Source organism: Ralstonia sp. UBA689 (genome assembly GCF_002298975.1).
Classification (GTDB): Bacteria; Pseudomonadota; Gammaproteobacteria; order Burkholderiales; family Burkholderiaceae; genus Ralstonia.
This window is the reverse complement of sequence record NZ_DBMV01000021.1, coordinates 72,996-97,544: the sequence shown is the minus strand read 5'-3', so window position 1 is coordinate 97,544 and position 24,549 is coordinate 72,996. Positions and strand designations below refer to the sequence as shown.

17 protein-coding genes, 1 tRNA gene and 1 pseudogene are annotated in these 24,549 nt (G+C 58.2%); 5 read left to right on the top strand and 14 right to left on the bottom strand.

What is annotated here, in order from left to right; genetic code table 11:
• Positions 1 to 25 precede the first annotated feature (25 nt).
• Together B4F51_RS09235 and B4F51_RS09230 are read left to right on the top strand one after the other, a co-directional pair.
• Positions 26 to 1,846 carry a hypothetical protein gene (locus B4F51_RS09235; RefSeq protein WP_296224942.1) on the top strand — a complete coding sequence of 607 codons (1,821 nt, stop codon included), beginning with the start codon at positions 26 to 28 and terminating at the stop codon, positions 1,844 to 1,846.
• Between the two features lie 214 nt (positions 1,847 to 2,060).
• On the top strand, positions 2,061 to 2,717 hold the full coding sequence (locus tag B4F51_RS09230) for a hypothetical protein (RefSeq protein WP_296224941.1): 657 nt from the start codon (positions 2,061 to 2,063) through the stop codon (positions 2,715 to 2,717).
• Positions 2,718 to 2,829: 112 nt separating this feature from the next.
• Here the strand turns inward: B4F51_RS09230 and B4F51_RS09225 are convergent, their stop codons facing one another.
• A complete protein-coding gene (locus tag B4F51_RS09225; RefSeq protein ID WP_296224939.1) occupies positions 2,830 to 3,204 on the bottom strand; it encodes a PHA-granule associated protein 4 in 375 nt (124 codons plus the stop codon).
• Positions 3,205 to 3,453: 249 nt separating this feature from the next.
• Here B4F51_RS09225 and B4F51_RS09220 point away from each other — a divergent pair, with 249 nt between their 5' ends.
• Both B4F51_RS09220 and B4F51_RS09215 read left to right on the top strand, forming a co-directional pair.
• Positions 3,454 to 4,962, top strand: coding sequence for a site-specific DNA-methyltransferase (locus B4F51_RS09220; RefSeq protein WP_296224936.1), 1,509 nt, complete (start codon positions 3,454 to 3,456; stop codon positions 4,960 to 4,962).
• Between the two features lie 4 nt (positions 4,963 to 4,966).
• Entirely contained in the window at positions 4,967 to 7,648 is a 2,682-nt protein-coding gene (locus B4F51_RS09215) for a DEAD/DEAH box helicase (protein WP_296224934.1), read from the top strand.
• 105 nt (positions 7,649 to 7,753) lie between these two features.
• Here B4F51_RS09215 and B4F51_RS09210 read toward each other — a convergent pair whose 3' ends face one another.
• The 7 genes and pseudogenes from B4F51_RS09210 to B4F51_RS09180 all read right to left on the bottom strand — a co-directional run bounded on the left by B4F51_RS09210 (position 7,754) and on the right by B4F51_RS09180 (position 16,323).
• Positions 7,754 to 8,440, bottom strand: coding sequence for a GIY-YIG nuclease family protein (locus B4F51_RS09210; RefSeq protein WP_296224932.1), 687 nt, complete (start codon positions 8,438 to 8,440; stop codon positions 7,754 to 7,756).
• A 32-nt stretch (positions 8,441 to 8,472) separates the two neighbouring features.
• Positions 8,473 to 9,258, bottom strand: coding sequence for a hypothetical protein (locus B4F51_RS09205; protein WP_296224931.1), 786 nt, complete (start codon positions 9,256 to 9,258; stop codon positions 8,473 to 8,475).
• 18 nt (positions 9,259 to 9,276) lie between these two features.
• Positions 9,277 to 9,543: pseudogene (locus B4F51_RS09200) on the bottom strand (PHA-granule associated protein 4); the annotation flags it as partial.
• A gap of 97 nt (positions 9,544 to 9,640) precedes the next feature.
• On the bottom strand, positions 9,641 to 10,189 hold the full coding sequence (locus tag B4F51_RS09195) for a metal-dependent hydrolase (RefSeq protein ID WP_296224929.1): 549 nt from the start codon (positions 10,187 to 10,189) through the stop codon (positions 9,641 to 9,643).
• Positions 10,190 to 10,555: 366 nt separating this feature from the next.
• Positions 10,556 to 11,728: a hypothetical protein gene (locus tag B4F51_RS09190; RefSeq protein ID WP_296224927.1), complete on the bottom strand. Its 1,173-nt coding sequence runs from the start codon at positions 11,726 to 11,728 to the stop codon at positions 10,556 to 10,558.
• A gap of 551 nt (positions 11,729 to 12,279) precedes the next feature.
• Positions 12,280 to 15,600, bottom strand: coding sequence for a DEAD/DEAH box helicase (locus B4F51_RS09185; RefSeq protein WP_296224925.1), 3,321 nt, complete (start codon positions 15,598 to 15,600; stop codon positions 12,280 to 12,282).
• 9 nt (positions 15,601 to 15,609) lie between these two features.
• On the bottom strand, positions 15,610 to 16,323 hold the full coding sequence (locus B4F51_RS09180) for a hypothetical protein (RefSeq protein WP_296224923.1): 714 nt from the start codon (positions 16,321 to 16,323) through the stop codon (positions 15,610 to 15,612).
• A 730-nt stretch (positions 16,324 to 17,053) separates the two neighbouring features.
• On the opposite strand from B4F51_RS09180, the gene B4F51_RS09175 reads away from it, so the two are divergent.
• A complete protein-coding gene (locus B4F51_RS09175; protein ID WP_296224921.1) occupies positions 17,054 to 17,818 on the top strand; it encodes a MobA/MobL family protein in 765 nt (254 codons plus the stop codon).
• Positions 17,819 to 18,720: 902 nt separating this feature from the next.
• Here B4F51_RS09175 and B4F51_RS09170 read toward each other — a convergent pair.
• The 6 genes from B4F51_RS09170 to B4F51_RS09145 all read right to left on the bottom strand — a co-directional run bounded on the left by B4F51_RS09170 (position 18,721) and on the right by B4F51_RS09145 (position 24,540).
• Positions 18,721 to 19,461, bottom strand: coding sequence for a hypothetical protein (locus tag B4F51_RS09170; RefSeq protein WP_296224919.1), 741 nt, complete (start codon positions 19,459 to 19,461; stop codon positions 18,721 to 18,723).
• 97 nt (positions 19,462 to 19,558) lie between these two features.
• Positions 19,559 to 19,807 carry a hypothetical protein gene (locus B4F51_RS09165; RefSeq protein ID WP_296224917.1) on the bottom strand — a complete coding sequence of 83 codons (249 nt, stop codon included), beginning with the start codon at positions 19,805 to 19,807 and terminating at the stop codon, positions 19,559 to 19,561.
• Between the two features lie 43 nt (positions 19,808 to 19,850).
• Positions 19,851 to 20,324 carry a hypothetical protein gene (locus tag B4F51_RS09160; protein WP_296224915.1) on the bottom strand — a complete coding sequence of 158 codons (474 nt, stop codon included), beginning with the start codon at positions 20,322 to 20,324 and terminating at the stop codon, positions 19,851 to 19,853.
• A 305-nt stretch (positions 20,325 to 20,629) separates the two neighbouring features.
• Positions 20,630 to 22,870 (bottom strand): DUF3987 domain-containing protein, encoded by a 2,241-nt coding sequence (locus tag B4F51_RS09155; RefSeq protein WP_296224914.1) that lies wholly within the window; start codon positions 22,868 to 22,870, stop codon positions 20,630 to 20,632.
• 184 nt (positions 22,871 to 23,054) lie between these two features.
• Positions 23,055 to 24,197, bottom strand: coding sequence for an AlpA family phage regulatory protein (locus tag B4F51_RS09150; protein ID WP_296224913.1), 1,143 nt, complete (start codon positions 24,195 to 24,197; stop codon positions 23,055 to 23,057).
• Between the two features lie 249 nt (positions 24,198 to 24,446).
• Positions 24,447 to 24,540 (bottom strand) — tRNA-Ser (locus B4F51_RS09145).
• Positions 24,541 to 24,549 lie beyond the last annotated feature (9 nt).

Here is a 24,549-nt window from a genome sequence, read left to right as displayed (position 1 = left end):
CACAACACAACAGGGGGTCTACAAATTGAACACCACTCGAAACCTGGGCATTCCCAAGCTCGTACTGAGCGCCATGATGGCTGCCGTTCTGGCAGCCTGCGGGGGAGGCGGTGACGGCAGTTCCACCACTTCAAGCTCAACCCCGCCTGCAGCCACAACCCAGCAACTGACTGGCAAGGCCATTGATGGCTACCTAAGCGGGGCGATGGTTTGCTTCGACAACGGTCACGGCGCCTGCGATCCAACGCTACCGGAGGCGGTGACCGACATCAACGGCAACTACACGCTGAACGTGTCGGGCGACATGACCGGCAAGCACCTGCTCGCTGTCGTGCAAGCCGACAACGTTGATACCACGACGAACACGACCTTCCAACAGGGCTTCCTGCTGTCGGCGATCGTGGCGGGTGCCAACCAGAACATCACCCCGCTCACGTCGATGGTGGTCGCGCAGATGGCGGCTGGGAAATCGCAGGCGGATGCCACGGCGACGGTGCAGGCGCTGGCCAGCGGTGCTGATGTCAACGGCGACTACATCGCTGCTGGCAATGCTCCGGTGGCAACGCTCGCTTCCCAGACGGTCGGCGTGCTGCAGGCCTATGGGGGCACCACCACCACGGCTGCGGCCAACGTGCTGAACGCCGTGGTGGCTGCCGGTTCTCCGGCGGCAGTGACGGCTTCGTCGGTGGCACAGCAAGCAGCAGCCAACGGCACACCCGTTGATCCTGCCACGGCACTGGCCCAACCGCTCTATGCGATGGAAGGCTATCTCAGCAGTGGCGACACGCCGTTCTCGCACTATGGCCTGCAAGACGCAGTTGGTGTGCCGGTGCGGGATGCGTACACCCTGAGCGGCGGTTCGCTTACGGTGCCGCAGCAATTGCACCAAGGCGGCTGGGTCAACGCGCCGCAAGTCGGCATGTTTGACTCGTACATCACTGGGGCTGGCTTGAGCAATCCGCTGTCGTACGTGATGCCGCTCTCCGGTGGCTACGTCATGAGGGCCGATGGATCGTTGTCGGCATTCCTGTCCAGTGACCAGATGCATCCGGGTTACGCCGTGAGTTCGACCAGCGGCAAGATCAGCGCCACCGACCTCCTGACCAATGATGCCGTGACGATCTCGCTGTCGCAGGTGGACGTGAGCAATCAGCCGGTGTCGACCAGCCTGATCGTGCCGCCGACCAACGCCATCCGTCAGGCCATGGGTGGCGTGTTCGATTCGGGTTCGACGGCTGTTGTCGCTACCCTCCAGCATGCCAACGACCAGGCCATCATTACCACGAGTGGTTGGGGACCGGAGTGGGTGAGCGGTGCTGACGCCTGGAACACCGGCATCTATGTCACGCCGGACAATGCACCGTCCACCGGTGTGTTGACCCTGGGTGACCCGTCGGTGATGGTGTCGCTGACCTATGTTTCGCAAGTTGTCGGTAAATCCGCAGACGTGTCGTACAACGTCAAGGCGGGCTCCTGCATCGTGCTGAACATCCAGGCAGGTGGTGTGGTGCAACTGGCTGCTTCGGGTAAGTCGGGCTGCGACTACAGCAAGGTGTCGCTGCCGGTTCAAGGGACGTGGAGCCTCTATCCGCGTAACAACAACCTGATGGTCATCAGCCTGCCGCTCGCGGCCACAGCTCTGGACATCAACCCGGCTGTCAAGAGCGCCATCGCCAGCGGCGGTAATCTGGTCGTTGCACTGATCGCTGGCAAAGCGGCCATGGGCTACCTGTTCCCTGCCTCTGTACCCCAGACCTACGAGCTGCTGACAGCAGCGCAATCTGATCTGGTCGCGGCTTCGATGCATGCAGCGGCCAAAGCCATCGGTATCACGCTGAACCCGTAAGTACATCTCTCTTGAAGCAAGGCCGGTCGGCGCAGACGATGCACTGACCGGCATTCAGTCTCTCCGCCCTACTGTGGCTCGCCAAGCCTGCACACCACGTGCTACGGCGCTCGACCAAACCAGCGTTCGCTACGCCCCGAGGCCATCGCCACCGACGAACGCTTCCTCGCATCCTTCATCGGTGCAATTAATGCTTCCTCTCGATAGAACCATCATGAACAAATACAACCGTCTTCCCGCCATCACTCTCCTGCTCGTCGCGACGATGGCGACTGCTGCATGCTCGAAAGGGCCATCCGAAGCTGAAGCAAAAGCCGTGATCAAGGCGTCGCTCGCTGGCTGCGAGAATCTCTCAATCAGTCATTTCGAGAAGGTCAACGGAACAGCGCAAGGCGAGAACAGATACCTGGTCGATGTGAAGTATTCCATCGCCATGAGTCCAACATCAGACATCAAGGCATACGCAGGCGAGAAATACGCCCAGGAAGTCGAAAACGTCAAAAGCCAACTCGCGCATGCCCATGAAGTCGAAAACGCGTGGAAGGCTGACGAACAGGCCTGGAGAAGCGCGAACCCCGGCACTGACTCGGCTGCCTACGAAGTGCAGCACCCGGATGGGTGGGCCAAGTACCAGCAGGTCATGCCATTGCTGCTTGGCGGCGATCAACTGGTCAACAATGCGCCTCGGACTGCGAAGGCGGCAATGGAGCGGAACATGCGCAAGGCCTGCCCGAACGTCGGTGCACCGCTGCTCGACAACTTCTTTAACGGCGACGAGCCTGTCGAACAATACGCCGACTCGATCGAGAAGAGCTTTACCGGCAAGATCGCGATGGTGAAGACCGATAACGGATGGCAGGAGGATCGCTGATCACCGTCATTCCGCGAGTTGAAAAAAACGCTGGCTTCGTGCCAGCGCGAGAGGTTCCAGAGCGCATGGAACTCTTTTTTTTTGCAGCGCGGATGGAAAAATTGGGTGAGAACTACTCCCCCCAACGACCATTCACATCGCGCAGCAGGTGGCCCGCAAGGATGTAGTCCCCCAGTGCAGTCGCCTTGGTCTCCAGCTTCACCAACTCACCTGCTGGCAACGCATCCAGATCGAATTGGCAGTACAGATTCCGCTGGCGGAAGGTCTGCTTGGGACGTGAGAGACCTGCAACCAACGCGGCTAGCGATCCGACAGCGATGTCTTCATGGCCGCGAAACTCCACGCGAACCCCCGTCTTCTGGCCCATGCGGCCCAGCTCGACAGCATCCTGCCAGCCGGTTTCGTAGTCCAACTCGACGACTGCGATCCCGTTTGTATGCAGCAACCGCAGCGCTTCTTCTCGCGTCCCAGCACGCGCCGTTGCCATTCCTTCCCCTACTCAGTTTGTGACACCTACCGGCCACACGGGTGCTCCTGCCCTGCGTCAGTCGGCGCCAATGTCAGGACCGAGCCGCCATCGGCGTCCGGGATACTCGAAACTGGCCCCAATAGCGGCTTGCAGTGAAGATGCCTGCCCTACAGACCCAGTGCCCGAGTGCGTCCCGAGTATACCCGGCAGGGTAAAATGCAAGGCTGCTGCTTTGCAGTTGTACCCCGCACCTGAGCGACACCGACCATGCCATTTCTCGACTGGATCAACAAGAACCAAGCCAAGGACGCGTCCCGAGACGTGCCCTACCACTTGTTGAAGCAAGAAGCCATCTACGGGGACGGCCAAGACAATCTGCTGATTCAGGGAGACAACCTCCTTGCGTTGAAAGCTCTCATCCCCCTCTATGCAGGCCAGGTGAAGTGCATCTTCATCGACCCGCCCTATAACACGCAGAGCGCCTTCGAGCATTACGACGACAAGCTCGAACACAGCCAATGGCTGTCGATGATGCTCCCACGACTTGTGTTACTGCGTGATTTGCTCGCGGAGAATGGAAGTATCTGGGTGGCGGTGGATGATAACGAAGCACATTACCTCAAGGTGCTGCTTGACGAGGTCTTCGGTCGTAGGTGCTTCGTCGCAAACCTGATCTGGGAAAAAGCAGACTCACCCCGAAATTCGGCACGGCAATTCTCAACCGATCACGACCACATCCTTGTCTTCTCGAAAACACCGGACTGGCAGCCCCGCAGATTACAAAGAACGGAAGAGGCTAATTCGATCTACTCTAACCCCGACGATGACGAGCGTGGGCCTTGGATTCCCGGCGACCCCTACGCCAACAAGCCCTACTCAAAGGGATTGTTCTCGATTACAGGACCTACTGGCCGAGTTTTCTCGGCTCCTCCTGGACGCTACTGGCGCGTATCAGAGGAGAAGCTCATGGAATTGAACCAGGACGGTCGAGTGTGGTGGGGCCCTACGGGAGACGCCCGTCCAAGTATCAAGCGCTTTCTGGCAGAAGTTGCGGACTTGGTTCCACGGACGCTTTGGCGCAAGGATGATGCTGGTAGCAATCGAACCTCAAAGAATGAGATGCGAGCCTTGTATCCTGAGGAAGCATCATTTGGCACACCGAAGCCTGAGCGACTGATTCAACGGGTGCTGCAGATAGCAACTTCGCCAGGTGATTTGGTTCTGGATTCGTTCCTCGGCTCCGGAACCACTGCAGCTGTGGCACACAAGATGGACCGCCGCTATATCGGCATCGAAATGGGCGACCATGCGCGCACGCACTGCATTCCGCGCCTGCAGAAAGTTATTGGTGGGGAACAAGGCGGCATCAGCAAGTCCGAAGAATGGAAAGGCGGCGGCGGTTTCCGCTTCTGCACGCTCGGCGAACCAGCCTTCGATGCCGACGGCCGTATCAATGCGGCTGTCGATTTCGCAACGCTTGCAGCGTTCGTCTGGCACGCCGAAACCGGTCAGACGGGACAACAGGCATTCGACTCCCCGCTACTCGGCATCCATAACGGGACGGCGTACTACTTGCTCTACAAGGACATCCTTGGAGATAGACAACCCGCCGGAGGGAATGCCCTCACGCACGCTGTGTTGGACGAGCTCAAGAAGTTGCATCCTCACGACGGTCCCAAGGTGGTGTACGGAGAAACGTCTCGGCTTGGGGCAGCTCGGCTTGCCGCTGACAACATCCAGTTCAAACAGATTCCCTACGACGTGACGATGCGCTGAGACCATGCTGAAGCTCAAGACTTACCAGAAAAACGCGCTCGCCGCCCTCACCCGCTTCTTGCAGAGCACCCGCAGCACATCACCCCAAGACGCCTTTCGCGCCGCCTTAGCTGAACAAGAACGCGAGGATGAACCGTATCAAGCGCTGTTCGGTGAGGTGCCCACTGTCTGTGTGCGTATCCCAACGGGTGGCGGCAAGACGCTCCTCGCCGCTCATACGGTCGGCCTTGCCGGTAAAGTTGTGCTGGATAGTGATGCGCCGATTGCGCTTTGGCTCACGCCATCGGACACCATCCGCACCCAGACGCTAGACGCACTGTCGGATGCGCGTCACCCCTATCGGAAAGCCCTGGCCGAGTACTTCGATGACAACGTGCAGATTTGCGATCTGGAGAGTCTGCAAACCGTCGGTCTACAAGACATTGGCAAGAAGTGCATCATCGTAGTATCGACGATTCAGTCTTTCAACGTCACGGACACTGCCAAGCGCAACGTCTATTCCTTCTTCGAGGAACTGCAGCCGCACTTCCAATCCTTGCCTCCCCAGATTGCCGTTACGCTCGAACGTGTGACCGAAGCGGACATTCGGACCCAACCCTATCTGACCGCTGCCGACATCGGTCGCATCAAATATTCGGTTGCCAACTGGTTACACCTGCATCGACCCATCGTCATCGTTGACGAAGCACACAACAATCGAACAGATCGCTTTTTCAAGACGCTCAGCCGGGTCAACCCAAGTTGCATCGTCGAAATGACAGCGACGCCAGTCGCCGGCAACAACGTGCTGTATCACGTCTCCGCCCAGGAGCTTAAAGCCGAAGACATGATCAAGCTGCCGATCGTTCTGGCGGAGCATCCCGACGGCTGGCAAGCGTGTCTTCGCGATGCCATCCTGACGCGAGACAAACTGGAGACGATCGCGCAAAAGGAATCGGACTACGTGCGCCCCATCGTTCTCGTGCAGGCCGCCCCGAAGGGCAACGAGGCAACGGTTGAGGTCGTGCGTCAGCACATGATCGAGCAGGAGAACATCCCCGAGGCACAAATCGCGGTGGCGACTGGCTCACAGAAGGACCTGGATGGCGTTGACCTGCTGGATCGTGCATCGCCCATCCGGTATGTCATCACGATCGAAGCGCTCAAGGAGGGATGGGATTGCCCGTTCGCCTACGTGCTCGCGTCATTGCAATCGGTCAACTCTGCGAAGGATGTCGAGCAACTGCTCGGACGTGTGCTGCGGATGCCGTATGCCAAAGCCCGGCAGCAGCCGGAGCTGAATAAAGCGTATGCTCATATCGTCGCGGAAAATTTCGCGCAGGCAGCATCGAGCCTGAAGGACCGTATGGTGCAGAACATGGGTTTCAATCGACTTGAGACCGCTGCATTGGTGCTTCCCCAGCAATCACTGCCGCTGAGCGGAGGCGAAGGCGACAAGCAAGCGCTGCCGCCCATCCCCGATTGCCATATTGAAGTCCCACAAGCCCCTGATACGCAGCACTGGCCGGAAGACATCCGCGCCGCCGTGGAGATTCGCCCCACGTCGCAAGGCGCAACGCTACTGCTCAAGGGCGATATCGACTCGGAGACCCTCAAGCAGGTGGAGGCCTTCGTCACGGGGACACTGTCGCCAAAAGCGCGCGCAGCTGTGCAAGAGCAGTTCGACGAGCACCGCGCCACGCAGCGCGCGCTACGCGCGCCCGCACAGTTGGGCTTGAGCTTTGCGCCCATCCCACAACTCTGCCTGGAGCTCGACGGCTACCTCGAAGTGGTGGAACGCGAAACTCTGTCTCACCTAGGAGACTGGAGTCTGCTGGATTCGCCGGTGCAACTCGCAGGCTTTGCCTTCCGAGAGACCGTCAACTCGTTCGAAATCGACGTCAACGAGCAGCAAATTAAGTATCGCCATATCGACGCGACGCAGTTGCACCTTAATGACGTTGCGAGCCACGCGAGTGAGGGTGATCTCGTGCGCTGGCTGGATCGAGAAGTACGCCAGCCCGACATCGGCCAATTGCAGATGCAAGCCTATCTGACGAAGATGGTGTCCCACCTGATTCACGACCGGTTGATACCGCTCACCGCGCTCGTTCGTGCGCGCTTTCAGGTCGCACAGGCCATCGACAAGGAGGTCGGACGACTCCGCAAAGCGGCCATGCAAAAAGGCTTCCAGGGACGCTTGTTCGACATGACCGTACCTTCTGCTGAGCGCCTTGCCCACCACAGCTTCCAGTTCGAACCCGGTCGCTATCCAGCGCGAAACACATATCGCGGCAGCTATGAGTTCCGCAAGCATTTCTACGACCAGATTCACGACCTGCGAGAAAACACAAGTACAGGTAAGCGTTCCGAAGAGTTTATGTGTGCACAAGCAATTGCTGCGCATCCGCGCGTCAAGCTTTGGGTACGCAACATTGAGCGAGAAGAAAAATTCTCGTTCTGGCTGCCGACCTCGACAGACTATTTCTATCCGGACTTTGTTGCCGAACTGACCGATGGCCGTCTGCTCGTCGTCGAATACAAGGGTGAGCCGTACAAGACCAACGACGATTCGCGGGAAAAGAAGCTCGTGGGCGAGCAGTGGGAGAAATCGAGCAACGGGCGTTGCCTGTTCCTGTTCGCCGTGGCCGAAGATGAATGCGGCCGAAGTGTCTTCCAGCAAATCGACGACAAGCTGGCCGGATAAGACGCACGAGGGATTGGCCGATGTTCCTTTTGTTGGCCAATCCCCCGCATTGCCAACGCGCTGCTCAATAGAGCGTGGTTTGTCGCTGTAGTATCTGTCGGGCGGCTAGTTGCCCACGCCGTCGGCTTCGCCGTATTGCTGTTCTTCGAGCCGGTGACGGCGCTCGCCGAGCAGTTCGCCCTCGAACATCCAGTATCCCGGCCCGCTCGCGGCGGGTGTCTTGTAGCCCATGCGGTGCAGCGCTTTCAACGCCGCCGCAGAAAGGCTCATAACCTCCCCCTGAAATTCAAGCCGGCCCCCATCCGCTACGACGCCCGTCACCGACTCATCGCGCGAGAACGTTAGGACGTCGCCCGTTTTGATCCCAATGGCTGCCAAGTTGAGCTTCGGACGGCGGGCCTTGATCTTCTCCAACGCATCCCGCTCCTCCTTGTCGATTTCGGCCAGCCCTGGCGTGATCTCCTTGAAGTCTCCAATGCTAATTGCGAGCACGGCCTTCTCCGGGTCCAACTTGAAGAATTCGCGTTTTGGGTTCAATCGCACGTCGCCAAAGAGCTGATGGAGGATCTTCTCGATCTTCACGCAGTCCGGTACTTCCGCCGCGAAATAACACTCGAAGGGCAGCGGAACTCCTGAATGCGCGCTCAACTGGGAGATTCGCGCCTCCACACTGTCAGTGGTCATACCAATCTTGACCAGCCCAGGCATGGCTTCGTTCGTCAGCACATAGATGATTTGCGGCACTTCAATCTCTCGTTCGTTGATAACATGCACGGCAACTGGGGAGGTCATGCACGTGCGGTATGTCGACCGGGCAACGACGCCTAGCGATAAGGCGCCTTGGGGCCGATATAGCGCTTATAGGCGGCGATCCAATCATGCGCCATCGCCCATTGAGCTTGTGCCAGAGGAAGCTTGCGGTGGCACACCAGCGTGTGTAGCCGGTTCTCCAGCCGGTCCTTGGCAACACTGCCCCAGTTTCCAATCACGTGATGCGGCTGTGGCCAGAGATTCTTGGCACTGTTTGGTGCGCCGCCAATCTCCAGCGCCACGAGGTGGTCTTCTTCATAGTCCCGCAGCCGCTTGTCCTCGTAGCCGTACTGCCGGATCTGTCGCCCCTTGAGCTCGCGCGTGAATTGCTGCGGTGGCCGCACGGTCTTGGTGTAGCCGCGCATGCAGATGGTCTCGCGGATGTTGGCCTGGGTCACGCGTGGATCAACGGCACCGGGGGTGAGTCTGGGATTGGGCCTCGCCCGCTCGATCGGTGCAATTGCCGCATACGCGCCGCTCGCGTCGCCCACACCGCCCTTGTTTGTTCTTGCATGGGCGGGTGCCGAAATCAACACTGCCGCACACAGCATGGCGCATAGCCACGGAGACTGCCCTTGCACACCCAACTCCTTGATCAACATCGAGCCGCGTATTGTCGCACCACGCGACTGAAGCGAATTCAAGTAGCGCGCTTCACGACCAAAGAAAAAACGCCAAGTGAAACTGCTCACCTGGCGCTGCACGGGAGCCCAGCCACCGGGAGGATCACTGGACAGATGCAGGTAACGTCCCGGATCGCGGGACGGATTACAACTTTCTGTGTCGCGTGAACTCGACATGCGATGCAGCTACCGGTCCTACTGGCTGTCCACGTCATGGGCCAAGCGACCTGCAAGAATGTAGTCGCCCAGTGCGGCAGCCTTAGCTTCCAGTGCCTCCAGTTCGCCTGCGGGCAAGGCATCGAGATCGAATTGGCAATACAGATTTCTCTGGCGGAACGTCAGCTCGGCTCGCGAGAGGCCAGCCGCCAGCGACTCCAATGATTGGACGGCGATGTTTTCCTGGCCCCTCAACTCCACGCGAATCCCGACCTTCTGGCCCATGCGGCCCAGCTCGATAGCATTGACTCGACGACCCATTGCCTTCCCATGCACCGCTGCATGACGCCGCCGCACAGGCGCGGTTCGGCACCGCCAGTTGGCCCGCGGAGTAGTTGTCTCTTCAAGACTGAGCGCGGCCGCTTGACTTCCCGATACGCCAGCCCGCCAGCAAGGCAAGCGACAGCAGTGCGGTGGGCAGCCAGACCCAATACAACTCCGACGCTATCACAGCGAGTCCACGAGGGCCGAGAAACCGGGATACGCCCAGCGGTGACACCGCAATGGGCCGGGCCGGGAAAAACCAGCGCTGTTCGCTGAACGGCCACAGAAGCGCGATGCCCATCCCGCCGTTGGTGCACATATCGAGTAGCGGATGAGAGAGCGCAGCAAGTCCGACAAAGATTGCACTGCGTCGTGGGGTGCTTTTGAGCAAAGGGTCCACAAGCGCCGCCAGCATGGCGATGGCCAGCGCAAACGCGATCGAATGCGTGGCGCCGCGATGGCCGACGGCGTCTTGATACGGAACGCCCAGCTTGAGTGTAGCAACGTCGATGTCCGGCAACATCGCCGCAACGGCACCAACAAGAAGAAGCCTGCCGCTCACGCAACGGCGGCCTGCCGCCGCGCCCAGCATCAGGGGCACGGCTGCGTGTGTGATGATGGATGGCACAGTTTTTCAGCCCTCGCTCATTGCTTCATTCCCGCTCGGGCCACGCCCGCGCCGAACACACGGCAATTCTCGAATCGCGGCATGGTCAGGCACCGGTCAGAGTGGATCTCCGTCCTTCATAGAGCGGCCATGCAGCAGCAAGCCAATCCGGACAACAACACAGCAACTTGACGGGGGCTGCTTGAATGCCAAACCATACGCGCTACCGATCGCGCCCAGCCGCCTCTCTGAATCGGTCAATGCGGCGGTAAGCAACAATACGCGGTTGGTAGTGGCGACAGAGAAACGACTGACGACCATGTGCAGGACCTGCGATATACCAAGCTAGTCCTTCAACGACTCAGCGGCGCCAGCGATAACGGACCCTCAAAGGGGTAGTAGTCCGTGCGCAACGGTATGCACTTGTGACACGATGAAACACAAGAATGCGACGAGACTGAACAGATACAACCCGAAGAGCACAATGCGTCTTAGCGGATGCATCGTATCTTGCCAACCCGCGACGATTGTGGAAAACGTTCGGGCGTCAGCATCGCTTTCGAATAGATGAGCGAGCCCCTCGGCCTCTCTGCACACGTGAATCGTTCGCTTAGTCGGCAGTCGATTCAATATGGCAATGCCAGACCGATCCCACTCGACGACCAGATCTCTCTCTGAAATTTCGCTTTGACCTTCGAGCTCATGCTGGGAGAGGCGATAGATCCGTAGCCTTTGCATCAATGGGCGATTGCCCTCAAGGGTGTACCCAGCCTCATGGCGCTTCCACCGTTCGCTGCCCTCCTCCGTTGGTGTCCAGAGCTTGACATTGCGGCTCCGAGAAAATTCGTCCAACGCCAAGTCAATATGCGCACATGCTAGAACGTCAAATCCAGCAAAGGCAGGATCGCCGTATCGGGACATGATTGCCACTGCCGACTTGTCCTCCATCCTGGACAAATCCAACAATGCGGGATGTGGCTTCCACGTCCTCCTTGCCCACCAACGACGCAACTCATCTTCTACGAGCGCTCGCAACCATCGGCGGCCATGCATCCCAAGCCCCCCTTCCTTTGACCTCAAAGTCTGCTTCAAAAGCAACGGGCAAAACAGCTCAAACCAAGCAGCGGCACATAGATACATGGCCCCGGAAATCAGCAGCCATCGGAATGCTGTAGCAGTCGAACCACTGGGATGCAAAACCGGTGCAGCCTGGAAAACTGCACTGACAAGGCCAGCGATGGCGGCAAAACGTACTCCAGCAGACGTTCCCAGGTAAGAAAGGAAAGTCCATCCGGTACGCTGGCGAAACCGGTGGTATCTGGCATCCTGCCGGGTCGTGCGCCGAATCTGTGGATCGGGCACGTACATGTCCTGGGCGGGAAACTCGTCAAAGAACCATGCGATCAGATTCCGCTCAACGAACCGCGCGATACGCTGGCGCCAACGATATCGCCGTTGGGCCTCAATGGCCCTGCGCATAACAACACCCTCATCGATAATTGGCGAAGCTGAGGGCCGTTGTTCATCGCCAACCACGCTCGCCTCTTGATCCTTACTCATGAAATCCTCGCGTCTTTGACAATCACTGTGGCTGCCGCACTCCCAACAGTCTAAAGGCGTCGATGTCTGCATCTCTGGCTCTCTTCGTGTTAGCGTGCAGCGAACACCACGCTGATGCTGCGGTCGCTACGTGGAAGTGTTCGGCGCAGGCTGCGCCAGCGAAGACGCGCTAGGTGCCGAAACAATCCAAGAAGGTCCTTACGGCATCGCGTGACCGAAGAACTTGTTTGTCTGCCCCGTACTCGTCAAACAGCTTCTGGTGGCCAATGTAGGAGCTCCCTCCCTGACGACTTCGATACGTCGAAGCCCAATCCAACAACGCAGCAAATGATGCCGCGTCTCCCCCACGACGTATGCCGCGTTGGCGAATGTTCTCAACGCATTCCGCTTCGTCAAGACACAACCAGATCAGTGCGGTAGCGTTGGCACTGATCTCAGTAACGAGCGAACCGTAAATTCCTTCAGCCACACAATCCAATAACCGCGCGAGCAGGTGCACCAATTTACAAATGCGTTTGCGCTGTATCACAACTTGAGACTGTGTTTGAAACCTAGTCGTACCGCTCGGCGCCTAACTTGACTCGTTCGAACAGCGCTTGCCAGGTTTCATCTGGTATCGCGGGGTCCATCCACCAGTCCATCTGCTCCCTCTGGCGATGAACTCCAACCCGCGAGGTCGTCTTGCCCCGCAGCTTTGCTAGGGCAAGCTTCTCAACAGTATCGTAGCCCTCACGGACACAGCTTCCGAGTTTCTCAAGTTCGACAGAGGCAAGCTTGTCCATATCCTCGGACGACCCTTCGGCGGCCAGGTGCCGGCGCACTAGTTCAGGAAGGGAGAACACGTAAGCGAGTTCGGGGAGGACTCGCAGAACGAAGCGTCGAGCTTGTTCGTAGTACTTCGACTGTTGCGTCGTTGGCTTGAGCTTCTGAATCTCCGCTAGGGTTTGTCCGCTGACCCACGCCTTCAGCGCCGCGAGCACCACGCTAACAGCAACCTCACCTCGCTCCTCATCGCTCTCAATCGACTTGAACGGCTCGCCCATGTACCCGTCCAAGGTCTCCCGCCGGATCATCTGGGAGACAAGGATGGGCCGCTCGGCCAACCAAGTCGCCGTCCAAGTGAACCAGTCCAACGTGGTGCGTCCGACAGGGGGGGACGCCTCGAGACGAACTTTCAACTCCCGCAGCACATCCGACGGCGCGCCGTAGTTGGCAGCCATCTTGTCAGCCCAATCGGGTTCCTCATCTAGCTCTTGAAGCCTTCTACGCGCACGCAGCGCATGGGTGATGCGATCGTCGAGCTGGTCTTCCTGACCTTGCTTCCTCAGCTTGAAGGCAACAAATGACTTCTTCAACAGCGTCGTAGCGGGACCATCGACGTCCACAGTCTCAGTCGAAATGGGAAGCCGGCGCAAGAGGTAATCCGCATCGATTCCAGCATCTCCCCCAAGGTCCTGGATGCGGTCGAGGATGGCCTCCAGCGGGTCTTCGATGGCCAAGCATTGATCGCTCTGAGAGAAGATGCTTTGAAGCGCCCCCCAATGGCTGCCAATCCGGTTGTTGGAGTCGTCGATTTCGACGACATTGCTCGGAATAACGAGCACCAATCCGTACGAGCTCTGCCCGGCCCGACCAGCGCGGCCTGCGGCGTTGAGGAGATCATGCGCTTTCATCTGTGCGAGTTGCTTGTTCTCCTCGTCGAATTTGCTGTCGCCTGCGATAATGACGACGTGACTCGGCAGATTCATGCCTTGTGCCAGCGTCGATGTGGCAACCAGAACAGACACTCCGTCCGGGCGTTTGAAAAGCGACTCGTGCAACTGCCGCTCCGTCGGCAGGAGAAGGCCATGATGGCAGAGGCTCGACCACCGCGCCAGCTTCCCATCGACGGTATCGATGTAGAGCGCTGACTTATCACCCAGTTCCTCGAGCGTCAGATTGTAAAGATGCTGCTCCTCTTCCGTGAAGGCGATGTCCGCCTCCCCCAGTTGCCTACCCGCAGTTTCTTGAGCGCTCAAGGCATAGGGAATTGTCTGTGCGAAGATAAGCGACTTGATGCCCTCGTTTCGAGATGCAAGTGACGCAAATTCTGCGGCGACGCTGTTGACATTCGGCGTGAGTTTCCACGTGCTCGCATTCACCGAGAGGGACATGTCGCTGTCGGAGAGCGGAAGCAGCACGTAGTCATCACGGCGCATCGAATCCCACCGGAAATTGAGCCCGAGCAAACCCAGCGGCCTTGCCTTGAGTTCACGCTTCAGTGCGACAGGCGGCCCGCTCCTGCGCTTACCGGCAGCGACCAATTCCCGACGCTTCGTCACCAACTTCTCCCTCAGAACGGAGATTTGGTCGCTTGGAAAGACCACGGAGCCACGCACTTGCCGAGTCGGCTTCCACGCCATGCTCAGCGGCAAGCACGTGCGTCCGGTGAGGTCTGCCAGCCAAGCTGCGACTTCCTCCGTATTGCTCATCATGGCTGAGAGCAGCAAGTAGTCAGCATCAGGCGCATACGTGGACAAGTTCAAGATGCATAGCATCGCGTCGACGGCACGCCGGCTACGGTCATTCACGCCGGCGTGCAGCAGGTGGCACTCGTCGAACACGAGCAAACCAACGTCCTTGAACAACTCCGGCTGAAACCCCATCAGCGCCAAGCAACGCTCCGGTGTCATCACCGACATCGGCGGCAATCGCGTGCCCAAGTCAAAATCGAACGGGTTGTCACTCGCCCGTTCCCGATTCAGCCGCGCATCAGGAAAGGCCTTTTGGAGCGCGCGGGCGGTCTGGTCGACCAGCGCCAACGTAGGTGCCAGAAAGATAGTGTCCTTCCCTTGACACAGGTTCGAAAGAATCTTGAGCTCGGACAGCGTTGACTTCCCCGCCCCAGTGGGGAAGCTGATGGCGGCCGAGACCCCGGGGGTCAGGTAACCTTGCGCCACGGCATCACGGTGATTCGCCCAAAGATACGGCCGGGTCTTTGCAATCAGAGTTAGGCCCGAGATCCAGAGGAAGGCACCCACCCCAGGCGGGGCGGGCAACCGGGCCAAGCTATCGGCTGGCAACTCACGGCCCACGGCTTTCAGCAGGGAGGCCAAATGACGAGGCCCGGGGAAAGCGCTGTTACCAAGGCGGTCTTGGAACCGCACCACCGCCTGCGAGCAAAATTCCTCGACGCGTTCGAGCTCTGGCAATGATGGCTCATAGCCCGGACGTCCGAGCACTTCCGCCGCAATACGTTGAACGCAGCGCTGCAGCATGAGATACAGCGCACTCGCGCCGACCTGGGCCATTATCAAATCGCCATCCAACGACGGCGACTCAGGAACGGTTGAGTCCTCAAGCAATGAGTCCAGTTCGCCAATCGCTAGCCGCTTGATGTCCTGCAACAGCCTGCGCTCGACCTGTGGCAGGTCGTCGGAGAGCTCAATCTGGCGCGACATCTCGGCAGCATCCGGGCTCGCGCCTGCGGCAAGGAACAGGAGCGTTGCGGAGACCTCCGGCGCTATCCCATTGACCGTCAGAGGGCCAAGCTCAGCCCTCTCGACTGGCCCCAGGAGCCGCTGTGCTTGGAGGGTCACATAGTGCGCTGTCGCCGCGAGGAATGCCGCACCACGCCGCCGCGGGCTTTCTGGGTTGACAGAAGCGATGGCCTCCTGCGTGAAGGCAATTTTCCGGAGCCGCTCGAGCTCAGGACGCAGGTTCGCCAGTAGTTCGGCAGCGTTGGAGGTTCCATCAGCGAGCCTACGCAAGCGCAGACGCACTGCAACGATTTCGGCATACGCTTTGGTCAGTGCCTTAGGCAAGGACTTGGGGTCAAGGCCTGACAGCTCCGGCGCAGAGCGAAGGAGCTCTGATGTTGGGTCATCAAACACGATGCGCTCTCAGTCTTTGGTCGCAAATGCTGCGGCTTTCGCCATAGCTAACTTTGCAAGGTCATCCATCCACTTGCGAAGGTCGATGACTTCGAACACCTCTGCGCGTCGGCGCTCCAATGGGCCAGGAACGTGCGTCGCGTATCCTTTGAATAGCTTGGCTTGAGATTTGTCCGTACTCTGCTCGTCCGTGATGCTCAGGCGGTAGCGGCGTGCCTGAGCCCACATAATGTCAGCCACTGCTTGCTCCGGGTCGGGATGAGAGGAGCGAGCGAGAAGCTGAGCCACCTCGGCAGCAATGACATTCTCTTCCGCTCCACCTTCGAATTCCGCGAACTCCGGCCACACCATATCGCGCACCGTGTCCCGCGGGTTCTCAGTCGCTTTGTCCTCAAACAGCACGACAGCAGTAACTGCCCCCGTCCCGTCGATGTCCACCTGAAGCCCGTCCAATCCCTTGTCGGCGTGCTTCATGTGCGGCGCGTTCATCAGCCCGCCCGGGGTTCGTAGTTGAGCTGCGAGCCACGACATGACCTGGAACATCCACCCATCCCGATGGCCAATGTTTCCCGAAGGTGACAAGAGCTTGATTGCGCCCTTTACCATGTTCTTGGTAGTGGGCTTAGGCGCCAACCCTGCGGCGTGCAGGATGTTAGCGACGTGATGCGCCTGGCCCACCGCAATGATCGCGACAGCGTTGGCCAGTTCGTCAACGGAAGGCACACTCCACGTGCACCCCTCCCATTCCTTCTGAACGCTGAATGCTGAATGCTGTCAGAATAATCGGCATACCTCCCCCTATTAGACCCTCCGTGGCACCTCGGCCTCGTCTCTTGGCCTCCGTTTTTCTGCACCGATTATAACCACAGAAAATGGAGTCCACAGAAGAGCGCAAGCACGTGGGTATCCAACGTGAAATCTATTCACCCCCCTTATAAATAGGCGCCCGCATGAAAATTACCGGACTGACGCGTCGAGACATAATTAAATTCTGAGCGGCGCCATCGCCCTGCCATTGCAAGCGATATCTCGATCAGCATCATCCTTTGACGTTATGCCTCACAGGCGCATTGCTCCTGCTACCACAGGCGTCTGACCTATGCAGAATAGACATATGTGTTCCGCACTTTTTTGATTTAAAGACACCCGCAGAAGGCAGGACAAATTCATGCCTCTACATATTCGAGTATTTTTTAACTTCATCTCAGATGGTATGAGATGAGTAGTAGCAGGGATTGATGGAAGGGATTGAGATCACTCGTAGAGAGGAGTCGTAGGAGCGCATTGATAGTAGTCATCCTGGTCCACCAGAACACATAGAGGGGAATAAGGACGCGCACTTAACCTTTCTATCAGAAAGCACAGATCCTGAGCATTGCCCATCTCGCATACGGCCAGCGAAGCGCTCCTTCGTTGGCCTTTTCATTTGTCCACGAGAAAGGGTAGTCTGACCATGGCAAGTTTCCACCACACGATCAAGAGCGGCAAGAAAGGAACAGCGGCGAATCACGCAACCTACATCACAAGGCAGGGCAAGCACAGTCAACGCGAAGACTTGATCTGTACCGGGCACGGCAACATGCCAGCATGGGCGCAGAACAGCCCATCTGCATTCTGGAGGGCGGGAGACAAATATGAACGCGCGAATGGCGCGGTTTATCGCGAACACGAAATCGCGCTGCCTGACGAACTGACACGCGAGCAGCAGCAGGAACTGGCGAACGATCTCGTCAAGTCGCTGGTGGGTAACAAGCCTTATCAGTTTGCCATGCATGCACCGAAGTCAGCGCTCGAGGGCACCTCCAATACCCACCTCCACCTGATGTTTTCCGATCGCATGGACGACGGAGTTGAACGTTCCGCTCAACAGACATTCCGCCGCTACAACGCGGCGAATCCCGAGCAAGGGGGCTGCAGAAAAGATAGTGGCGGCAAGAACCGGCTCGCGTTGCGAGATGAGGTCATTGAGATCCGCAAGAAGTGCGCCGAGCTGCAAAACGCTGCCTTGAACAAGTACGGTCATACCGCTCGCGTTGATCACCGCACGTTGAAGGAGCAGGGAGTTGAACGCCAGCCGGAACGCCATCTGGGTCCAGCGCGTATCAGCAACATGTCACCTGAAGACAAAGCGCAGTACGTCGCGAGTCGATCGACGCTGCAGCAACAGACCGGTCAGGGTCCAACCAATGAACATGACCCGAATCAGTCGTCCCTTTAGCATGCACGCCTGACGAGCCTTCGCATCATCTTGGAACTGCCGAGTTGGCACGCTGTTTAGCGAAAAGGATTCAGCCTTACGCTTTGAGCTGCAGCCGATGGGGACGCAGTGCCTCTTCGACAAAGTTTCGTGCAAATGTTTCGGCACGCGGAGAAGAGCTCGGCTGATTATTTTGCGACTTTCGTGCGATTCTTTTTTCTGCAAATTCTTGCGCTTGGATTTCGTACAACCTAGAGCGCCGGCCACGCGTCGGCGGGCCGCCGCCGGGGCACGTATCGCCGCTGTGGCCTCACTCCCCAAAAATCAGCGAGCCAATGAAATCAGCAGGTTAGGTGTTTTGGATACTCACTTTTGGCGAGCACGTCTGCACATCGGCGCGCTTCTACGCGTCCGTCTTGGTTAGCCTAGCGGGTCGACGTGGGGCTCGCGCTCTGCGCTCACGCATGCCGAAATACTCGCCCTCAGGCTCGTTTTTCAGACGCACCAAGGCACGGCGCATGGGCAGGTAGCCGAGCGTTTCCTGGAGCTTTTGGCGGCGCCTAGTGTCATGGGGACGAACCTCGCCGTGCACCCAGCCTGGCCCATATAGCCAGTCGTTTCTGTCGCCTCGAAGATAGCCCCCCCTGACCCTCGGTCGCCGTCCTCACCCAGTAAGTTCCGATCTGGTCTGCATGGTCCTCCAAGATCGTCCCGGCTTGTTCGGCCTCCACCCTTTTGTCGTCGAGCACCTTGCACAAAGCAACCGTGTCGAACAGCAGTGTGAGATGCAGATCGTACCCCCCTTCCAGCGAAGGCAAGATGGCCCAGACGTACCCAGGCTTCTGGGTGAACAGCGCTGGCTTCCTGCGCATGCGGTCGAAGAACGCCGTGCGGCAGGCTCGGAGCTCGTGCAGGTCCCGATGTTAATCCTCCACCGGAGCCGAGATCAGGTCAGCCCGGTTCTTAGCGTGGAACAGACGGAGGTGCAGGACGGTCAGGCTGGGGGGCCGCGTGAACAAGCCATCCAGGTAAGCACGCAGGCTCGTTTGGTTCTCCCGACAGCCCATATGCCAGTTGTGCCGCTCCCGTCGCAGGAACTTCCTGGCGAGCATCGCCTGACGGAATTGAGCCGCGAAATCGTTGTAGATCTCCGCCTTGATGAGACCCTCATGAACGGTAGGCGAATTGATGTCGCTGCCGCCGCAGTTGCGGATGGGGTGGTGGAAGAATGTGTCCAGCAGCAGCCGAAGATGCGGCGCATGCACTAGTTGCGCGGCCTCCCGCTTCGACGGATCAAACGTTTCCACAGAGTGAGAGATTCTCTGCAATTGAGCGGCCAAGTCCAAGGTGTCTTGGCAGTACGGGTTCGGCGACGCAGACTTGGTGTAATTCCATCGTCCGGAAAGATGCTCTTCGTGCAGTGCGCCTTGCTGGTACTCATGCGGCAAATGCATCGTGCCGGAAATACGAAAAGGGGCGAACGGGGTTGCGAGCGCCGACCAGACAAAGCGGTCGAGCGTGAACAGGCTCCCGATTTCCGGACCGGACAAAATGGTTTTCCTGCCGTCCGGCTCAACACGGCAGTTCAAGGTGCGGTCGATGTACCCGGCGAGTCCAGCAAGGATCTGCGGCGCGATTGTGCCGAGCGGCGTCTGTTTGGTCATTGTGGTGTTGGGACGAGGGAGCCAACGGCAGCGTTGCGCTGTCATGCTCAGCAGAAAACCCCGTCCACCGGATGGCGAACGGGGCCAGTGAGGGCTTTCAGATGAGCGGCGGCAAATGGAGCGAAGTGCTCGGCAGCTCCACCATCTCGACCCGGCGACCGTTGATCGTACGCGGCAGCAGTTTGAGCTCGCCTGTCGCGAAAAGCACCATCAGGGCTGCCCTGGGACGCTGCGACGTCCACCCTAAGTTCTTCGCCTGCGTCACGATGTCCGATTCACGGATGCTAAAAACACCGCGACGGCGCAGTTCCCAGACAACCCAACGCAGCAGTTCTGGCGCATCCAATTGATCCTGGGAACCTCAATGACACCCAGCGAACAAGCCGGAACTAGGGCTTCGATCTGCGTATTGCCAAAGGCGTCGACAACATCCGTTCCTCAAGCGCACGGGCGAAAGACGCGCCCATGCTTTCGCCGACCGCATCTTTGGCGGAAGACTTCCCCCCAGCAGTAACCGACGGATGCGAATCCGTCGCAGCCTCTGTCTCCTTGCTCTGGTTGGCCACGCTACTGCCCCGGTTGGCCAATGCACCACCACAATGCGGGCACTCATCAAAACCATTTAAGACTTTTTGCAACTCTTTGGTTTCTCGCTGCCCCCGATAGAAGGACGATTTGAAACCGCCGAAGGACAGCTTGAGGCCTCGTTCACACAAACTGCTCCATACCTGCTTGAGCGTATAGCCCTTCGCCAGCGAAGCACTAATCTCAGCCTCAATTTCGCGAAGCTGCGCAGCCGCACTCCCCGGCTTCTCTCGGCGCTCAAGATTGCGCAGCCCTTCTAACAGGTCTTCTTTCGACATGACAGCAACCGGTTGCATACGAACGCACCATTGTGAAACCCAATGAAGCTATTTGCAACCATACCGACAACCTGCCGCACACCCCATCCTCACCGCTCTATCGCGCCCGGCACCCCATCGTCAGCGTATGCGCTCTCGGCGTGGGCTCGACCGGCATCACCTGCCCGCGACTCACCAAACCAGAACAGTGCTAAGCGGCTACATACATAGCCTAGATATGCATACCTAGGCATATCTAGGGTATTGGTGTGTGCAGGGATCGCGATCCTCAGTAGGCGGTTGCTATTGCCAAGCAATAACCATAGCTAGTCAGATAGATTGCCTGCGATCTCGTCCACCCACCGAGCATGCGACGCGCGCCCATCATTGATCGCGCCTTGACTTTCGTGCACCTGATTACCCGCATGCCGACCGTCCGTGCTGACTTCACTTAGCGCAACGACTCTCCTGCCGTGACTAGAAGCCACCCCAGATGCATCAACTTGACTTTGCAATGGAAATAAAGCAGGACCGCCATTTGCAAATGAACTATTTTGGGAATCTGGCATAAAATTCGGTTGGCCATGTGCACTGACTGATTCGCAGCCATTGCAGAATTTTCCCGATGGGTTACAACAAAGATACTTACCACCCCTCGGCCCACATCCCAAACGAAACCCTTGCCGCTGACCAAGCCACTCCATCGCAGTAAGAATTTTCTCTCGCCCCATTCTACTGAATGCATTTTGAAACTTTGAATAATCGAGCTTCACGCACTCATTATTCTGCTCCGCAGCAATGCGGTCGTAATTCCTATAAATCCATCCAAATAATTTTTGCCCATTATCGTTTAGATTTTGATGCCCCCCCATCGGGATCGCTTGATCGGGTGACTCTTGCCGACCCATCACTTTCCCATATTCACACATAAACCAATCGCACAGACTTATCGCATCCCGCATTGTCTGTCCGGATATTTCGTCTAGCGCCTTGTCAACCGTTGCTCTCAGTTCGATTTTCGGCCGAGTATGAAATTGATCGTGCGCGGGCTGCGTTGCCTCTGCGGAACTTTCAGATTGATGTGCGCGGATTCCCGGCAAGTCATCAGCTATTTCATCCGCGCGGCCAGTTCGATTCGACACCGTGACAACTTGGCTTTCGTCACCTGCTGCCTGGTCATTTGCCTCCCCCGTGTGCACCGGAAAACGATCCACCCCATCCTCGCCCAAGCCATCAAACTGTGACGGCCCAGCCTCTGCGGTTTCATCCGCCTGCTCAACCTGAGACTCGGTAGGTCGTTTATCCGCATCGCGCAGCACGGTCAACGGTTCTCCGGAATCCCGTGTATGGTCTTGCGACGTATTTGCCAGAGGCAATGCGACAGATGCGTTGGCGTTGGCGTTGGCGTTGACCTCGGCCGCTGCCGACGACCCGCAGCTGACGCCCTCAACAACGTCGCCGCGCGAAAAATAGTGAAAAAGCGCTGCAATCCTGGACGCCTGCTGCGCGAGCTTAAGAAGGAAGTTTCTTTCCGCTGTTGTGCGCCGCAAGTCCCCAGCGGCCCTCTTCATGGCATCCCGATAGCATTTCCAGTACAACTGGGCATCGTTTGATAGGGTGAGCGTCTCACGCTCTGCTGCCGAAGGTACGACCTGCGCCAGAATACGTGTTATGCGAGCGTTAAATTCGTCCAGATAATGCTCGTCAGCGTTATCGCCCGGCGTTCCCCAGAACGATCCTGGCTGCGCAATCAGGAATCTTGCCCAAAGGCCATTCCCTACCGCTGCCCGACCACGCCGCTGCTCGACAAACGCCCGGAACTCGCTTTCCTGCAACATCATCGATATCGTAAGACGTGGAGCTTTCGTTGCGCGATCCCCACCTACCAGCCCGGAACGGCGATGCTCCCCGCTCCACAGACCGTTCAACAACGTTGTCTGACGAAAGGTTTCTCCAATCTTCACCACGTCGCCAGCGTCAGCACACATAAGCCCAATGGCCCCGAACTGGCTAAGCGCTTCCGTTAGCTGCTGCGGCGACGCTTCGGTGTATTGCAGAATCCTTGCGCGCCGCTCCTTAGGTTTTGTGCCCGCATGCTCTAGACGTTGATTTTTGATCCTTTCCTTTTCCTCGGCTGACTTTGCTTTCCGATACTGCTTTTCAAGGTCCTTTTCGTCTTCCTGCCAGAATTTCAATTCGGCGGCAAACCTCGATTTCCTGGTATCGACAGCGTTTTCTTCACTCTCCTCGAACTGGTGAACCGCCCGAAGAAAACGCCGCTCTACCTCGCTCTTACCGTGACTCGACTCCGCGATGGTCCAAAGGAACAGTGCGCAAGAGGCAGGCTCATATCCGGGGCACTGCACGTTTACGAAATTCTGGCAGGCCAACGAAACCGCACCCAGCGCGGCGCTAGCAGCCAACGGCACCGGCGCTCCCAGGCTGTCGCTTACTTCCTTGATTGCATGCCGCATGATTGGCGGAAACATTTCCAACGGGTATGACAAAAGGTCCCGCAACCCCGGAAATTCATATCGGACTTCCGTTTCAGGGACTTTCAGTGGCATGCAAAACTCTCCGAGAGACCAGCGCCAGCGCCAGCGTCAGATGACCTGGCCTGGCCCATACGTTGACTACGGGACAATCTTCGATACATCGCTAAACAACGCGCGAACATGGATACGAAAAGAAGACGCGGCGTCATTCAGCAACCCCCTTCCTTCGAGCGCCATTTCAAATTGTTGAAGCTACTCACTCTTGAGCGCTCGCGGCCTGGGCGGCCACCCACGCACGGACCTGTTCTTCGTCCCATCCCACCGCACCATTTTCATTGGCACTGAGAGAGAAACATCTCGGGAACGTTGGGTCGTAATACGGTGAGCGAGAGTCCATGCGGTTGTAGATCGAACTGCGACCAAGACCAGTCAACTCGATAACGCGCGGCAAGCGGGCGACCTTCCCGACCTTTCTCATTGCCGTACCCCGAGCGGGCTGAGAGGATTTGCCTTCATTGTCACGGCCATTCGCCGAGTCGGGGTTATTCTCTTTGACGTCGACAGCATGGGCATGTTGCCCGCCCTTCGCCGATGCCGCTGGTTCCTCCGCTTTCGGCGTTGGGATCTGATGCGGCATAACCGCCGGAGCCAGCATAGGCTCCGGCGGGTGGTCATTGCGCTCAGTATCAACGCCTACATCACCGTCATCAGGCACAAAGCCGCAACGCTTCAAATAGGCGATCGCAGACTCCCTAGGAATGAAGCTGCCTAACGCGAGCGCCACTACGGGGGCGTGCCCAGCATCGACCGCAGTGAACCGGCCTCGCGCAAACTCATCTCGCAACGCCCGTTGATGGCGAACCTGAATCTCCTTTTGCTCGAATTTGTACCGATCCATGTCGGCAGCCGTCATCAGAATGGGCTCCCACGACGGCCGGCCGGTCGCGCTGGACCAGGCGTCGTGAAACGCTGTCTTGTCGCCATCCGAAATCGGATACCGCAGGGATGGCAACCCTGACAACAGACGGCTTAGCGCGCGACGATCATCCTCGGTCAAGCGGTATGGAGCCTCCGACAACTCGACGATCTGTTGTTGTGCATCGGATTCCGCTGCCGGCTCCGACGTCGCCTGCACATCGGCACCATGCCAATCCCGGGACGGAGAGTCCGACGCGTGCTCGCCTTCGGCCTGCGGCGCGACCTGCGCATGCTCAACCGCCGACTCGCCATTGCCGGTATACCCCTGCATCGGTGGGCAAAACCTTTGTAGCTTGCCAACAATGCACTCGATACCCTCGAAGTGCGGTACCGCCGTCGGTCGAAGCGCTTCGGCTATCGCCTTGCAGAAATCCGAAAACTCAATGAGTGGACCTGATGGCAGTTTGACGCGAACTTGCACTTGGACCCCGTTGGACTGTTCTCGTAAGTCCCCGGAGTATAAAAGAGCGGCGATCTTCCGACGCCCCCACCCAAGCAGGCCTCTGCCGTGCGCACGACTAGGAGCTCAGCAACGAACTCTGCGCAGAGGGCCAGAGTGATGGGCTAAGGCGACAGCGGACAGGCCAACACTTGGTGATGGGCTAGCTGAGGGGCCAGAAAAACAAAAACCCCGTAAGTCCTTGAACTTACGGGGTTTTCTCCACCAAACTGGCGGAGACGGAGGGATTCGAACCCTCGATCCAGGTTTTGGCCCGGATGCTCCCTTAGCAGGGGAGTGCCTTCGACCTCTCGGCCACGTCTCCCAAAACAGC